The sequence below is a fragment of the Sinosporangium album genome (genome assembly GCF_900100605.1).
Lineage (GTDB): Bacteria > Actinomycetota > Actinomycetes > Streptosporangiales > Streptosporangiaceae > Sinosporangium > Sinosporangium album.
Genome location: NZ_FNCN01000008.1, coordinates 40,329 through 55,848 on the forward strand (window position 1 = coordinate 40,329; position 15,520 = coordinate 55,848).

The 15,520-nt window shown below is 69.9% G+C and carries 13 protein-coding genes; 3 read left to right on the plus strand and 10 right to left on the minus strand.

The genetic code is table 11. From position 1 onward, the window contains the following. Positions 1–80 precede the first annotated feature (80 nt). The 3 genes from BLQ73_RS10165 to BLQ73_RS32205 all read left to right on the plus strand — a co-directional run bounded on the left by BLQ73_RS10165 (position 81) and on the right by BLQ73_RS32205 (position 3,540). The gene (locus tag BLQ73_RS10165) at positions 81–2,237 is read left to right on the plus strand and encodes a hypothetical protein (RefSeq protein WP_093170152.1); all 2,157 of its coding nucleotides are present in this window, start codon (positions 81–83) and stop codon (positions 2,235–2,237) included. 62 nt (positions 2,238–2,299) lie between these two features. After that, the gene (locus BLQ73_RS10170) at positions 2,300–2,803 is read left to right on the plus strand and encodes a hypothetical protein (RefSeq protein WP_093170153.1); all 504 of its coding nucleotides are present in this window, start codon (positions 2,300–2,302) and stop codon (positions 2,801–2,803) included. 83 nt (positions 2,804–2,886) lie between these two features. Then, entirely contained in the window at positions 2,887–3,540 is a 654-nt protein-coding gene (locus BLQ73_RS32205; protein ID WP_176955357.1) for a hypothetical protein, read from the plus strand. Positions 3,541–3,733: 193 nt separating this feature from the next. On the opposite strand, the gene BLQ73_RS10180 is transcribed toward BLQ73_RS32205, so the two are convergent. From BLQ73_RS10180 to BLQ73_RS33380, 10 genes are all read right to left on the minus strand, one after another. Continuing rightward, positions 3,734–4,423, minus strand: a complete 690-nt coding sequence (locus BLQ73_RS10180; RefSeq protein WP_093170154.1) for an ABC transporter ATP-binding protein — start codon at positions 4,421–4,423, stop codon at positions 3,734–3,736. Beyond that, the gene (locus BLQ73_RS10185) at positions 4,420–6,273 is read right to left on the minus strand and encodes a dipeptide/oligopeptide/nickel ABC transporter permease/ATP-binding protein (protein ID WP_093170155.1); all 1,854 of its coding nucleotides are present in this window, start codon (positions 6,271–6,273) and stop codon (positions 4,420–4,422) included. Before BLQ73_RS10185 ends, BLQ73_RS10180 begins: the two co-directional genes overlap by 4 nt. Beyond that, positions 6,273–7,196, minus strand: coding sequence for an ABC transporter permease (locus tag BLQ73_RS10190; RefSeq protein WP_245690962.1), 924 nt, complete (start codon positions 7,194–7,196; stop codon positions 6,273–6,275). The genes BLQ73_RS10185 and BLQ73_RS10190 overlap by 1 nt, the downstream gene beginning before the upstream one ends. 9 nt (positions 7,197–7,205) lie before the next feature. Then, positions 7,206–8,792, minus strand: coding sequence for an ABC transporter substrate-binding protein (locus BLQ73_RS10195; RefSeq protein WP_093170156.1), 1,587 nt, complete (start codon positions 8,790–8,792; stop codon positions 7,206–7,208). 154 nt (positions 8,793–8,946) lie between these two features. Next, positions 8,947–10,539 (minus strand): ABC transporter substrate-binding protein, encoded by a 1,593-nt coding sequence (locus BLQ73_RS10200; protein WP_093170157.1) that lies wholly within the window; start codon positions 10,537–10,539, stop codon positions 8,947–8,949. 92 nt (positions 10,540–10,631) lie between these two features. Then, the gene (locus tag BLQ73_RS10205; protein WP_093170158.1) at positions 10,632–12,221 is read right to left on the minus strand and encodes a PucR family transcriptional regulator; all 1,590 of its coding nucleotides are present in this window, start codon (positions 12,219–12,221) and stop codon (positions 10,632–10,634) included. 35 nt (positions 12,222–12,256) lie between these two features. Continuing rightward, on the minus strand, positions 12,257–13,135 hold the full coding sequence (locus BLQ73_RS10210) for a serine hydrolase (protein ID WP_093170159.1): 879 nt from the start codon (positions 13,133–13,135) through the stop codon (positions 12,257–12,259). Between the two features lie 80 nt (positions 13,136–13,215). After that, on the minus strand, positions 13,216–14,544 hold the full coding sequence (locus tag BLQ73_RS33370) for a serine hydrolase domain-containing protein (protein WP_245690963.1): 1,329 nt from the start codon (positions 14,542–14,544) through the stop codon (positions 13,216–13,218). Continuing rightward, on the minus strand, positions 14,493–14,831 hold the full coding sequence (locus tag BLQ73_RS33375; protein ID WP_218125724.1) for an alpha/beta hydrolase family protein: 339 nt from the start codon (positions 14,829–14,831) through the stop codon (positions 14,493–14,495). The genes BLQ73_RS33370 and BLQ73_RS33375 overlap by 52 nt, the downstream gene beginning before the upstream one ends. Next, positions 14,753–15,430 (minus strand): TolB family protein, encoded by a 678-nt coding sequence (locus BLQ73_RS33380; protein WP_218125727.1) that lies wholly within the window; start codon positions 15,428–15,430, stop codon positions 14,753–14,755. Before BLQ73_RS33380 ends, BLQ73_RS33375 begins: the two co-directional genes overlap by 79 nt. Positions 15,431–15,520 lie beyond the last annotated feature (90 nt).

A 15,520-nucleotide genomic window follows, 5' to 3' on the forward strand; every position in this document is an offset into this window, starting at 1 on the left:
CGAAGGGGGTGAAGATAGCGATACCCGGATGAGCTTTGGATGGATATAGTCACCTAAATCAATCTGGGGAAGAGGCAGGATTGTCGGGTCAGGAGAAGCGGCTGGAGGCCATCGGAGCCGCGGCCGCGACCGTGCTCCGCAGGTCGGAATACCACCTGGTGCGGGCCGAAGACGTGGCCGCGGAAGTGCCTCCCGGCGGGCGCAGCGCCGTGTGGCTCTACAACGAGGTGAAGAGCCGACGCGTGCTCGTGGCACTCGCGCTCCACCACGCCTTCACCACGTTCCCCGCGCCCGCCCCCTGGGGGCGCGCCCGCACCGTGACCGACCTGCGCGCCCTGGCCACGCACTCCCTTCTCCACGTCGCCCGCTTCCACCTCGCCGAACGCGCCCTGGTCACCCAGGTGGGCCTCGGAATCGGCGACATCGCCAACTCTGAGAAGCGCTCCCGCACCTCCACCGCAGCGCGCCCCGCGAAGCCGGCGTGGTCCGACGGCCCGTGGGGACGCGTCGCGGCCGCCGCGTGGAACGGCAGGATCAACGCCTACGCGGCCCACCTCGCGCCCACGCTGCACGCCGCCGCCTCCACCGTCTCGCCCGCGCCGGCCGCCTGGGCCGAGCAGTGCGCCGACCGTCTGTCGGACCTGGCCTTCCGCGCCTTCACCGGCGACCCCGACGGCCCGGCCGAACGGCAGGCCGCCGCACTCGCCTCCCACTGGTTCGAGCGCGACCTGGTGCCTCTGGCCGGTGACTGGGTCGACGACCTCGCCGCCGCCGAACGCGTGGTCGCGCTCGCCGACGGCGACGACCCTCGCAGGAAGGCCGCCGCGGTCGGGATCACGGCCCGGCTGCTGCTGGGCCGCACCCCTCTCGCCGCGCGCGCCGCGCGGGCGGGCGGCCTGCTCGTCGACCTGCTCGTCGACCTGCTCGAACAGGCGCCCCAGGACGCCGCCACCGTGCGCGACCTCGTCGACGCGGCCAGTCGGCACGGCCTCGCCCTGCTGCGGGTCGGCGACCTCGCCGAGGCCGGCGACGCGTTCCGCCTATCGGCCGACCTGGCGGGGGAACCATTCACTGACCACGACAAAGCCGCCTATCTCGCCAGGGCGAGACACAACCTCGGCGAGACGCTGCTGGAGGCGGGACGCCCCTGCGCCGCCGCGGGCGACCTCGAACGCGCCTACCTGGAGCGCGCCTACCGCGAGCGCGATGAGGACGGCCACGATAAGGACGACCGCGGCGGGGACGACGCCGCCTGGCGCCGCCGTACGCTGACCGCGCAGGCCCACGCTCGCGCCGTGTCCGCCTGCGGGCGGGTCGTGGAGGGCGTGCGGCTCGCCGAGGAGGTGCTTCACGACCGACGAGCGAAGCTCGGCGGCCTCGATAACGCCAACAGCGCGTCAGCCCGCGTCACCCTCGCCGAGACACTCCTCGCCGCGGGCCATCCCAGCGAGGCCCGCTACCACCTGTCCGAGGCCCACCTCCACCGCCTCGAACTGCTCCCGCGACACGGCTACCAGACGCAGTACGACGTGGTGAAACTCGCCGAGATCGAACTCGAACTGGAGGCCCCAGAGGCGGCCCTGCGCCATCTCGACGAGTCCTGCGTCACCTCCGAGTGGTTCGAAGTCCACGGGTCCCACCGCCTCGCCGAAGACGCCCGGCGCGTCCACGCCCTCGCCCTCGCCGGCACCGGCGACCTCGCGGCGGCCGAACACGCCCTGCGCGCCCTTCTCGCCTCCCCGCACCGCACCTCCGGCGACGACCCCGTCGCCCTCGCGGCGGGCCGCGCGCTCGCGCGCGTCCTGCTGCTCGGCGGCGACGCGCAGGCAGCCGCCGAGCAGCTCCACCGCGTACGCGACGCGGAACGCGCCATCGCCGACGACCTGCCGGGCCAGGCGGAGACCCTCCTGCTCCTCGCCCGGGCCGCCTGCTCCCTCGACGGCGCCCCGGCCCCCCACGCCGACGCGGTCGCGGCCCTCGCCCGGGCGGGCCTCGACCCGTGTCACCCCCGCGCGCTGGCAGCCCAGTACGACCACGCGGTCCGGCTCATCGGCCACGGCGACCTCGACACCGCGGCCCGGCTCGTCCGCACCCTCACCCGGCGGGAGCACCTCGCCCACGACCGGCCCGCCCTCGGCGACGGACACCCCCTCCTCTCCAAGGCACTCACCCTGGCCGCCCGCCTGGGCACCACATCAGGAAACGACCGGAACGACCAACCTTGGGACGAGGCATAACCGAATCACGCCCCACTTTCTTTAGCTGTGTCTAGCATTATTGGAGAGATACGGATTGAGTCATGTTCAGAGGCGTAGTGTTGCCGACCGAGGAGGTGGCCGTGGCGTTCAGTGACGTGGTGACGGCCCTGACCGAACACTGGGCCGACGTGCGCGCCCTCCTCGGCACCGGAACCGCCGACCGCCTCGCCGCGCTCGCAGGCGAGCTCGGCACGACCCCGCCGCACGACCCCCGCCGGCGCCGACTCGGCGACGCCATCGTCAGCATCATCGCCACCCTTCCCGCCGACCACCCCGTGCTCGTCCTCCTCCTCGCCTCGGCCAAGCCCGTCGCCCCCGCCGCCGACACCACACGCGGCGACGCCGAACCGACCGCCGCCGACAGCACCCCCGCCGCGCCGCCCCCGACACCCCGTCCCTGCCCGAGCCCTCCCCGGCCGTCCCGCCGCTGCCGCGCCGCCTGCCGTTCGGCCTACCGCGGGATGTATCTGCCGACCAGGCTTACCTGCGTCAACGGCGGCGGTCGCCGGTGGAGCGCACCCCCGCCCGCGCGCCGCTGCGGCTGACCGCCCACAGCCCGAGAAGCCGTCGGTAGATCTATTGGCTAACAGCGTTCGCCTCACTGGCCCCACGCTCTATCCTCAGTCCCATGCCGTACATCGAGGACCGGGTGTCCGTCGTCGAGCATGACATCTCCCACATCAAAGGAGACATGCACCAGCTCAAGATCGACATGATCGAGGTCAAGAGCGACACGGGTCAGCTCAAGACCGACGTGGCCGAGCTCAAAACCGACGTCGCCCAGCTCAAAACCGACATGGTCGAAGTCAAGGCCGACGTGGCCGAGCTCAAAACCGACGTCGCCCAGCTCAAAACCGACATGGTCGAAGTCAAGGCCGACGTGGCCGAGCTCAAAACCGACGTCGCCCAGCTCAAAACCGACGTCGCCCAACTCAAAACCGACATGGCCGAACTCAAGAGCGACATCGCCGAGCTCAAGAGCGACGTCGCCCAGCTCAAAACCGACATGGTTCAGGTCAAGGCCGACGTGGCCGAGCTCAAGAGCGACGTGGCTACTCTCAAGATCGAGATGGCCGAGGTCAAGAAAGACGTCGCCGAACTCAAGGCCGACATGGTCGAAGTCAAGGGCGACATCGTCGTCCTGAAGCGCTCCGTCGGCAATCTGGAACGGTCCTTCGGCATCATGCGCGACGATGTCTCCGACATCAAGGCGTGCCTCCTGCAGATGGGCCACACGCTCGCCCGCCTGGTCGCAATCCAGGACGGCGTCCAACCCGCCTAGCGGCATCCGAAGAGGGGTCCCGGCCCGCCGGGACCCCTCTTCGCGCCCTACGCGTTGGTCGCTCCACCTGTCGTCGCGGTGGGGGCCGAGGTCGCCGGCGGCGGAGTCGAGGAGGCGGCGCAGGGAGGAGGTGTACTCGTCGAAGGCGAAACCGACGCGCGGCGCGGTGGAGCTGATGTGGGCGGCCGGGGGGTCAGCCACCCAGCCTCGGCACCGCCTCAAGCAGTTCGCGCGTGTAGTCGTGTTTGGGCGACCCGACGACCTCCTCGGCGGGCCCCACCTCGACCAGCCTGCCCTTGCGCATCACCGCCACGACGTCCGAGACGTACCGCACGACGGCCAGGTTGTGCGAGATGAACAGCATGGAGAGGTTGAGTTCGGCGCGCAGCGAGCGGATGAGGTTGAGTACGGCGCCCTGCACCGACACATCGAGCGCCGAGGTGATCTCGTCGGCCACCAGCAGCGACGGCTCGGCCCCGAGCGCGCGGGCGATGGCGACGCGCTGCCGCTGCCCTCCGGACAGTTCCCTCGGGTAGCGTCCCGCCAGCCCCGTCGGCAGCGACACCAGCGAGAGCAGCCGCTCGATCTCCGCGGCGCGCCGCGCCTTCGGCACGGACAGCCCTTCGGCCACCGAGGCGCCGACCGTCATGCGGGGGTTGAGCGAGGCGTAGGGGTCCTGGAACACCATCTGGATCCGCCTGGGGTCCAGACCTTCGACCCTGCCGGTGTACGGCACGAGCCCGCAGACGGCCTTCGCCACCGTGGACTTGCCCGACCCCGACTCCCCCACGAGCCCGACGATGGACCCGGGGGGCACTTCCAGCGTCACGTCGTCGACCGCGGTGAAGGTCCCGAACCGCACGGTCATACCCTCGATGATCATCCGATCGCCACCTCGGCTTTCCTGGTCTCGGCGTGCCAGCAGGCGACGGCGTGCGCTGCGTCGTACCTCGTGAGGGGCGGGCGTTCGACGCAGCGGTCGGTCGCCAGGGCGCACCGGGAGGCGAACGCGCAGCCTTCGCCCACGTCGGCGGGTGAGGGCTGGTGGCCGGGGATGCTGGCCAGCGGCTTGTCCCGGTCGGTCTCCATGTCGGGCAGGGAGGCAAGCAGCGCCTTGGTGTAGGGGTGCGACGCCCCGTCGACCAGGTCGGCCACGGGCAGCTCTTCGACGACCCGCCCGGCGTACATCACCACGACCCGGTCGCACAGTTCACTGACGACCGCGATGTCATGCGAGATGAACAGCGCCCCTGCTCCGGCCTCGGCGGACACCTCGCGCAGCAGTTTGAGGATCTGGCGCTGCACGGTGACGTCGAGCGCCGTGGTCGGCTCGTCGGCGATGAGCAGCCGGGGCGTGCCCATCAGGCCCATGGCGATGACGGCGCGCTGGCGCATGCCGCCGGAGAACTCGTGCGGGTGCTGCCGCGCCCGTTTCTCGGGGTCGGGGATGTGGACCTGCCGGAGCCGGTCGATCGCCCTGGCCCAGGCGGCGGGGCGCTTGGCGCCCTGGTGGACGAGCGAGACCTCGGCGAGCTGCCCGCCGACCTTGAGTGCGGGGTTCAGCGACGCCATGGGGTCCTGGAACACCATCGCCATCGACGTGCCGAGCAGTTTGCGGCGTTTGGCCTCGCTCAGTGTGCTGAGTTCCTCGCCGCACAGGCTCATGTGCCCGGCGGTCACTACGCCCGGGTATGCCACCAGCCCGCCAACGGCGTTCGCGGTCATGCTCTTGCCGCTGCCCGACTCGCCCACCAGGCCGACGATCTCGCCCGGCATGATGGTGAGCGACAGCCCGCGCACCGGGGTGACACCGTCGGGGAAGGTGACGGTGAGGTCCTTGACCGAAAGGACCGCGCCCTCGACGGGCTCCTCGCCGGAGGACGGCATCGCCGCCCCCTTGCCCACAGCCTGCTTTCCCCCCACGGGAGCGCGGGCGACCGACCGGGCCAGTGCCTCTCCGAGCAGGTTGAAGCCGATGCCGGCCGCCACGATGGCGATGGCGGGCCCGATGGCCACCATCGGGTCGACGTAGATCCGGGAGAAGCCGTCGAACAGCAGCCGCCCCCAGTCGTACGACGGCGGCTGGACACCGAGCCCGAGGAACGACATGCCCGACATCGCCACAAGGCTGCTGCCGAGCGCCGCGGTGAGGTTGAGGATGATCGGTTCGCCGATGTTCGGGAGCACGTGCCGCGTGGCGATCCGCCATCGCGGCACCCGCAGCAGCCGCGCCGCGGCGACGTAGTCGGCGGAGGCGACGGAGGCGGACAGCGTCTGGGTGAGCCGGGCGATACTGGGGGCGAAGGCGATGCCGATGCCGAGCACCGCCCCCTTGGCGCCGAGGCCGCTGATGACGGCGGTGAACATCGCCAGCAGCAGGGCTGGGAAGGCCACCAGCGCGTTGACGGCGCCGGTGACCAGCCGTCCCGCACGCCGGGGCAGTACGGCGGGCAGCACGCCGAGCAGCGTGCCGAGGCCCGCGCCGATCGCCGTGGCGAGGAAGGCGAGGGCGACGGTGAACTGCCCGCCAGCGAGGACCCGGGCCAGGATGTCGCGGCCGAGGTGGTCGGTGCCGAGCGGATGCTCGGCCGAGGAACCCTGGAGGGCGGCGGCCGCGTTGACGGTCTCGGCCTCCTGGCCCCAGATGGCCGGGCCGACGGCGGCGATCACCAGTGTGACCGCGACGAGGGCGAGCCCGATCACGCCGCTGGGTGTGCGCAGCAGGTGCCTCATCACGCCTCCTTGATCGTCGACTTGGGGTCCAGCTTGGCCAGGAGCAGGTCCACCACCAGGTTCACCACGAGCACGATCCCGCCGTACACGAGGATGATCGCCTGAGCCACCGGATAGTCCTTCATCGTGATCGACTCGACCATCCGCATGCCGAGCCCCGGCCAGGCGAAGACGTACTCGACGAGGAGGCTTCCGGCGATGAGGCCGGTGAGCAGGAGTCCGCCGATGGTGAGGGTCGCGGTCAGTGTGTTCGGCAGCAGGTGGCGGAAGTAGAGCCGGGAGGCCGGGAGGCGTTTGGCGCGCGCCAGCCGTATGTAGTCGGTGCTCAGTTCCCGCAGTGTCTCCACGCGTGCGACCCGGGCCACCATGGCGATGGGCCCGATGGCGAGGGAGAGAATGGGCAGGACGTAGGAGATGACTCCATCGCGACCCGCCGGCGGGAACCAGCCCAGGGTGACGGCGAAGACGACGACGAGGCCGATCGAATAGAGGAACTCGGGCACGGCGACCGCTGCGCCGGTGGTCGAGGTGAAGCCGATCTCCGTGCCCCGGTTGCGGCCGTTCTCGGTGCGGATGCCCGCCCACATCCCCAGCGGGACCGCGACGAGCAGCGCGAACACGGTGGCCAGGGCGGCCAGGGCGAGGGTGTTCGGCAGCCGGTCGACGATGATCTGGCCGACCGGTTCCCTGCTGATGAACGAGGTGCCGAACTCCCCGCTCAGTAACTGCTTGATATAGGCGAGCAACTGCGTGGGAATCGGATCGTCGAGGCCGAGGTCCGCGCGCCGCTGAGCGACCAGCTCCGGCGGCGCGTTCATTCCCAGAGCGGCTCTGATGGGGTCGCCTGGAATGAGGTGGATCATCGCGAAGGAGGCCACGACGAGCACCGCCAGCGACACCAGGAAGCGAATCAGGCGGCGCACTGCGAACACCTAGCGGCCCTCCTTCATCCGGATGGTGCTCGTCATGACCAGGGTCCCGAACATGCGCGCGGTCGCGTCCTTGGAGGCGATGAGCATGGTGGCCTCCACTACGGGAAGCACGTCGAGGTTCTTGATCAGGGAACTTTCCGCCTGGTTCCACAGGGCGCAGGCCGGCTCACCCGTGAGCCGCATGGCCTTCTCGGTGAGTTCGACGTACTCCTTGTTGTCGATGCGGGCGAAGTTGGCGCCCTTCGGCGCGGGGGGTCCGGCGTAGAAGCCGGTGAACTGCGAGGGCAGGGCCAGGCCGATGGTGCTCCACGCCACGTCCCAGTCGCCGGTGGTGTCGACCACCTCAAGGTACTTGGTGGCGGTGTAGCCGTTGAGCTTGGTCTCGACGCCGACCTTCTTCCACGCGTCGGCGATGTATTCCGCCGCCGACTGCGCGCCCGGGCCCAGGGCATTGGAGTACACGTAGGTCATGGTGAGCTTCTTGCCGTCCTTGACCCTGATCCCGTCGGGCCCCGGCTTCCAGCCGGCGGCGGTGAGCGCCGCGTCGGCCGCCGCCGCGTCGAAGGCCGGGCGGTTGCCCGCGACGGTGTCGCCGGTGCACGGGCTCGGCTTCATCACGAGGGTGGTGGGAATGTTCCCGGTGTTGCTGGAGCCGACCTTGGCCAGCTCGTCGAGGTTCAGCGCCTGCACGAGCGCCTTGCGCAGGGCGAAGTCCTTCGTCAGCCGCCCGTCCGCCTGGTTGAAAACCAGGTCGGAGTTGACGAACGGGCTCACGTATTTGCTGATCGCGGGACCGGCCTCCAGCCGGGCCCGGTCCGTCCCGCTGAACTGCCCGAGGTTCAACGAACCTGACATGAGCATGTTCGCCGCTGTCTGCTCGTTGGGCACCACCTTCACCACGACCTTGGCGGGCTGGCCGGGCTCCTTGTTGGTCGCTCCGTTCGCACCCCAGGCGTAGCCCTCGCGCCTGGTGAAGGTGTAGCTGTCGCCCGCCATCATCTCCGACAGGACGTACGGCCCGGTCCCGGAGGTCTGCTTGGCGAGGATCGATCGGTCCTTCATCCCCGTGCCGCAGACGATGAACACGTCGCGGGCGTTCTCCAGGATGAAGCTGTACGGCTTCGGCATGGTCAGCGTGACGGTCCCCGCGGCGGCGTCGGCCTTCGCCTTCATCCCGGTCGGCACGAGGACGCCGTAGAGCGGCGACTTGGAGGCGGGGTCGGCGATGTGGTTGTAGTTCGCCGCGACGTCGGAGGCGGTGAGCTTCGTCCCGTCCGAACAGGTGATGTCCTTGCGCAGGGTGAAGGTGACCGCCTCGGGCTCGACCTCCCACTTCTCGGCCAGCCCGGAGACGGTCTTCCCCTCGGGGGTTGCGTTCACCAGCGTGTCGTAGGCCATGTTCACTGTGGCGCGTGTGGCTCCGTTGACCGCCATCGCGGGGTCGAGCGACCCCGGGTCCCCGGAGATCGCATAGGTGAAAGTGGCGCTTTCCCCGGCTGCGCCCCCGCCGCCGCCCGCGGACGATCCGCAGGCGGCGGCCAGGAGGCCCAGGACACCGAGTGTCGCGACGGCTCCCGTCTTGTTCATGATGTGGTGCTCCTAGGGCTGTGCAGGGTGGCAAGGTGGTGCAAGCCTCCCCGGCGACACCGAATGGGGTCTTCGTCCCACCCCACGAAAGTGGCGGTGTGAATTGTGCTTCCATCACAACTTTGTCTGATTCCGGGGGACGCAGCACAGGGGTTCAGCCTGCCGACTTCATCCGAACCGAGGTGGCGATGGGGATGTCGCCGTACGTGTCGACCGTGGCGCCCTTCATAGCGAGCAGGAGGGTGTCCTCGACCACGGGCACCAGGTCGTGGTTGGTGAAGAGTGCCCGTTCGGCCTCGGCCCAGAGCTTGCAACCCTCCGGTCCCGGCTTCTGGATGGCCTCCGCCACCAGCTCGGTGTAGCGCTTGTTGTCGAGATGGGCGAAGTTGGCGCCCTTCGGAGCCGATGGGCCCGACAGGAAGGCCGTGAGCTGCGAGGGGAGCCCCACCCCGATGGGCAGCCAGATCACGTCCCAGTCACCGGAGACGTTCATCACCTCGGCGAGCTTGGTGTCGATGACGCCGTTCAGCTTGAGCTCGACGCCGATCTTCTTCCACTCGCCGGCGAGGTATTCCGCGGCGGCCTGGAACCCCGGTCCGCGGGTGGTGACGTAGACGTAGCGCAGGCTCAGCTTCTTGCCGTCCTTCTCGCGGATCCCGTCGGCTCCCGGCTTCCAGCCCGCCGCGTCGAGGGCCGCGGTCGCGGCTGCGGTGTCGTACGGGGGAAGTGAGCCCGTCACGCTGTCGTCCTTGCACGGCTCCATGGACTCCCAGACGAGGCCGGTGGCCTTCCCGCCCTTGCCGCTCGTGGAGATGCCGCCGAGCTCCTGGAGGTTCACCGCCTGCGTGAGAGCCTTGCGCACGGCCGGGTCGGCGCCCGGCAGCCCCTTCTTCTGGTTGTAGAAGTACTGCCCGTTGCCGGCGGCGATCACGCGATTGTTGAAACCGGACATCTTCTCCAGTCGATCCCGGTCCGGCCCCTGGATGACCGCGAAGTTGATCCCGCCGGAGGTCAGGAGGTTGGCCGCGGTCTGCTCGTTGGGCACGACCTTCAGCACGATCTTGGCGGGCGAGCCGGGCTCGTTGTTGGTCGTGCCACCACGCCCCCAGGCATAGCCCTCGCGCCGGGTGAACGTGTAGTGGTCGCCGGAGACCGACTCGCTGAGGACGTACGGCCCCGAGCCCGAGGTCTGCTTAGTGAGAATGGAACGGTCCTTCAACCCTTTGCCGCACACGATCCAGACGTCGCGCGCGTTCTCCAGGATGAAGCTGTACGGCTGGGGCGTGCTCAGCGTGACGGTGCCCGCCGCGTCGTCGGCCTTGGCGGTGAGCCCGGCCGGCACCAGCACCCCGTAGATGGGCGACTTGGTCTCCGGGTTCGCGAGGTGGGCGAAGTTCTCGGCGATGACCGAAGGCGTCACCGTCGACCCGTCGGAACAGGTGACGTCCTTGCGGATGGTGAACGTGACCGAGTCCGGCTTGACCTCCCACTTCTCGGCCAACCCGGACACCACGCCGTTCGGGCCTTGGTGGACCAGCGCGTCATAGGCCTGAGCCAAAGTCCCGTTCGTGACCGAGAGCACGGCGGTGGCCGGGTCGAGGGCACCGGGGTCCGTGGGGATGGCCGCGGTGAAGGTGGCGTCCTTAGCGCCCGCGTCCTTGCCGCCGTCCGCGGAGCCGCCGCCTCCGCAGGCAGCCGCCAGCAGCCCGAGTGCACCGATCGCGGCAACCGCTCCAGACTTTCTCAATGAGAGCTCCAGGGGGTGGGGTGGTGGTGATTCACCCTCTCTTTGGAGCGCGATACGGGTCTTCGTGTGCCTCAACGAAAACCCGGCCGTGGCTAGTGCCGCCGTTCAAAGATCCTCAGCTGGAGCATGACGGCGAGCCTGGCGTCGGAGTCGGCGAGGTCGAGGCCGCCGATCTCGGTGAGTCTGCGCAGCCGGTAGCGGAACGTGTTGGGATGCACGTGAACCGTGGCCGATGCCGCGTTGACGTCCCCGAACGCGTCGAGATACGCCTTCAGCGTCGCGACGAGGCCGGTGCCGTGCTCGGCATCGTGCTTGAGCAGCCGCTGATACGGTCCGGTGGGGGCCTGCTCCTCGGCGCTGACCAGATCGGCGAGTTGCAGCAGCAGCGACTCGAAGTGCACCCCCGTATATCCCGCGACCTGCCCTGCCGCGCCGTGCGAACGCAGCACCCGCAGGGCCCGGTCGGCGTCGGTGCGCGACCTCGCCACCTCTGAGAGGTTCGCCGCGAGCCGGCCCACCCCGATGTTGCCCAGGTGCCTGGGCCCGACCCGCGTCAGGAAGCTCTGCGCCACCCGGACGGCCCGTGCCTCCTCCTCTCCGCTGGCGTGCAGCGGGAGTACGGCATAGGCCACCGAACCGACAAGCGCCGCCGCGGCCTTGGGGTGGATCGCTCCAACGTGAAGCGCCAAGGCATCGCAGAACCGCTGCCTGTCGCCCTCCCGGTGCGCCGCGTCGATGCCGGCGTCCTCGTTGAGCTGCGCGGCCAGCACGCACAACCGCTCACTCGCCACGCCGAGCCTGCCCGCGGCCTCGGCGGCGTCCTTGCCGCCTTCCAGCACCGTCGACAGCAGGTCGGCCTTGAGCCTGCGCTGGGTGTCGGCCCCCGCCCGCTGGCGCAGAAGCTGAAGCGCGACGATCTTGGCCGCGTCGATCAGCGCGGCCTGGCGCTGCTCCGACAGGGGCTCGTGCACGGCGGCCCATATCGACCCGAGGATCTCGTCTCCCGACCGCACCGCGATGGCCACTCTCAGCAGCTGGTCTTCGCCCGGACGGATCAGGATCGGCTCGCGGGTCTGGTAGAGGCGGCGGAAGTAGCCGCCCTCCTCCAGCAGGCGGCGGTACTTCTCCGGCACCTGCCGGCCGAGCACCGTGGCGACCCGGCCCTCGTCCGCCTCGTCCTGCCGCCCTGAGAAGGCCAGCACGCGCGAGGACCGGTCCTCGATCGTGACGGGGGCGTCCAGCAGCGCGCACACCGCGTTGGCCAGGGCGAACAGGTCGTCGGCCGCGGGCTCGCCGGGGTCGGCGATGCCGCCTTCGGCGAGCAGCGACCGCAGCAGCGCCGCCACCTGGGCCCAGGAGGCGGCGCGGGTGAGGCCGAGGACCGCGACGCCGGTCTCCAGCACCTTGGCGCGCACGCGCTCGTCGATGTCGACGGGCTGCTTGACCACCACCCCGGAGGCCGTGGGCGCCTGGTCGATCAGGGCGCAGATGCGCTCGGCCCCCTCGACACCCACCGCCAGCAGCAACCCGCCGTCGGCGATCAGCAGTTCGTCGAGGGGGTCGTAGATGTGGACTCCGGTGACCTCGGCGTCGAGCTCGCCCGGAGACGCGGCCACGTCCAGCACGGTGTTGCCCAGGTCATCCAAAATTCGACGGAGGCTGGCACGCGGACGAGTCGTCATCTCCTCACGATAGTGGGAATAGACGACATTTGACTTCAGGGCTGTCCCCCGGAACGAAGATGGTCGATCGCCGCCTTCGCCGCCTCGCCGATGGCGGCATCGGCCTTGGGAAGCCGCACCCCGAGCCCCCGAGGGCGCAGGAAGACCGCGGCCGCGTATCTCGCCCCGTCGGGGAACTCCAGAACCCCTGCCTCGTTGCGGATGCCCATAATGGTGCCGGTCTTGGCCCCGATGCGCACCTCGTCGCCGAAGGCCGACGACAGCCGGTGCGGCCAGACCTGGTTGTACATGATCCGCCGCACTTCCGCGCACGCCTCCGCAGGGCCCGCCTCCTCGCGCCAGATCGCGGCGAGAAGGCTGGTCGTCTCCCGGGAGGTGCTGGACGTGGTCTGCTCGGGGTCGCGCACGGGCAGAGCCCGGATCCGCTCCTCGTCGACGTCCCCGAACTCCTCCCACGACGCGATGCCGAGGTCGTCGAGCAGGGTGGCCATCAGCTCCTGGCACCCGCCGATCAGCCTCGTGCGGTCCAGCCCGAGCCCGCGCAGGGTCGCGTGGACGTTGTCCAGCCCGACCCTGCGCAGTAGCACGTCGGTCGCGGCGTTGTCGCTCTGGGTGATCATGAAGTGGGCCAGGTCGCGCACGGTCAGCGACACGTCGTCCAGGCAGCCCGCAGTGCCGATGCCACCGTCCCTGTACTCCGCGGTCACGGTCAGCCGCTCGGTCGCCTCCAGGGTGCCCTTCGCCACCTGGCGGGCGTACTCCAGCAGGATAGGGATCTTGAACACCGAGGCCAGCACGACGGGCGCGTCGGGAAGCACCCCGACCTCGCCGTCGCCGTCCACCTCGCGGACGTGGACGAACCCCTCGGCATCCGCCTCGGTGAAAATGTCCCTGATTTCCTGCTCGACGCTCACAACTCTCCTTGAACCTCGGGGTACGGCGGGGCCCGCTGGTCCTGGCCCCGCCGCTCACAGCCTGTACGGCGCCGCCGTACTCACGCGACCTTGGGTGTGGCCCGCACGCCGAAGTGGCAGTACGGCGAGCCGTCCTCCAGCTCGTAGAACACCACCGACGCCCAGGCCGAGTCACCGCGGAACTTGCAGACGAACGTCCGCTCGTCCACCGCGATCAGCGTGGACTCCTCGGGCTGCTGTTCGAAGCGGGCGAGTGCTCCGGTCACCTCCATCCGCATATGCAGCGCTCCGTCCACGGCCGTGAAGGTGATGCGCGCGCCCACGCGCTCGTAGACGCCCGCATAGCGCTCCACGTCCACGGCCACCGGCTCCGCCGGCGGACCCAGGAGCGGAGGTACGGCGATGTCGAGCAGGTCGCGGAACAGCTCCGTGGCCACCGCCTGCTCGATCGCGTTGCTCTGGCCGCCGTTGACCAGCAGACACGCCACCGTGCCCGTGCCCGGCAGCACCCACAGCATGGCCGACTGGCCGATCGTGTTGCCGCCGTGCGCAACGACCTTGTGCCCGTCCCATTCGCTGAGGATCCAGCCGATACCCCAGTGGCTGCCCAGCGTGTACGGGTTCGGGACCGCGACCTGGGGCTCCCACATGGCCTCCGGCTGCTTCAGCAGGTCGTGGCCGAGGTGCGCGGCACCGAACTTGACCACGTCCGAGGCCCGCGAGCAGATCAAGCCCGCCGACGCCACCGAACGCGGCAGCATCCACACCGGCGCGACCTTGCCGTTCTCGTGGCCGACCGCCGCACGGAAACGCAGCACGTCTTCGGGCAGCGTATGCGTGTGGGTCAGGCCGAGGGGCTCGACGATCTGCTCGCGCAGGGCGGCGTCCCAGTTCTTGCCGGTGAGTTTCTCAACGACCCGCCCCGCCACCACGAACCCGGAGTTGCAGTACGACTGCGTCGCCCCGACCGGGTGGTTCTGCTGAAGGTCCGCGCAGAGCGCCACATACTTCTCGATGCAGTCGTCGCCGCGCCCGGTGTCGTCGAACAGGTCGCCGTCGACGCCGGAGGTGTGCGACAGCAGGTGCCGCACCGTGATCCGCCGGGTGGTCTCCGGGTCCGGCAGGGTGAACTCCGGCAGCACCTCCACGACAGGCGTGTCCAGGGTCAACCGGCCCTGCTCGATCAGAAGCATGATCTGCGTCGAGGTCCACACCTTGGTGATCGAGCCGATCTGGAACAGCGAGTCGGGCGTCGCCTCGACTCCGGTGTCCACGTTGAGCACACCTGCGGCGAACTCATGGATCTCCCCCTCGTGGAGGAAGGCGAGCGTCGCGCCGGGAACGTCGTACTCGGCGATCAGCTCTGCGAGCCGGGTGCTCCAGCGCCCGGGATCCACTGCTCCAGCCACGCGATAATCCTTTCGTTGTAGTCACGCCTATGTGACGGACGGCCATTGACGATGAAGAGGTGGGAACCACCGGGGTAACGCACGAGACGGACGGGCACCCGCCGTTCTCGCAGCGCCGTGAACCACTGCTCCGCCTGCCCCATGGGGCACCGGTCGTCGTCCTGGCCCTGGAGGATCAGGGTCGGCGTGGTGACGCGCTCCACGAACGTCATCGGCGACTGCGCCGCGATGTCGTCGACGCACTCGTACTTCTTGAGGAAGAGCCCCGCGTCCGACGTGCCCGACATGCTGACCAGGTCGGTGACCACACCGCCGGGTACGGCTGCCGCGTGCCGTCCGGGGACCAGGCGGGCGAGCCGGCGTGGAAGTCGCCCGAGGTGACCTGCGTGACGTCGCCGCCGTCCACCGCCGCCACGAACAGGTGGGCGGTGACGCCGCGCAGCAGCCCGGCGCCGTCGGCCTTGTGGTCGAGGTGATCGTCCGCGATCGGCGCGTGGGGGTCCAGGTCCCCGTACGGCCCGCTGAAGGCGATGGCGGTGCCGTCGGGAGACCAGACCGGCGCACCGGCCCCCAGTTTCGCGTCGGTGAGCCGCCGCGCCTCGCCGCCGTCCATCGGCAGCAACCAGATCTGCGGCGGCCCCTCCGAGGCTCGGAGAAAGGCCAGTGTGCGCCCGTCGGGCGACCAGCGCGGGGAGGAGTCGCGCCGGCCGCCCGTGAGCCGCCGGGGCGGAGAACCCGGCGCGGCAAGCCATATCTCGGAAGTGTTCTCGTCTGTTTCGCGGTCGGACCGGGTCAGCGTGTACGCGACCGCGCCGCCGTCCGGGCGTAGCTGCGGATCACCAGGTACGGCGAGTCGATACAGATCTTCGATAGTGAGGCGAGCCATGTCCTGACCGTAGGCATCACCCCTCTATCCGTGCTTCAGCCGCGCGCACGAACAGGATCCGGCTTCTTGTGCGAACCACCCAATGAGCGG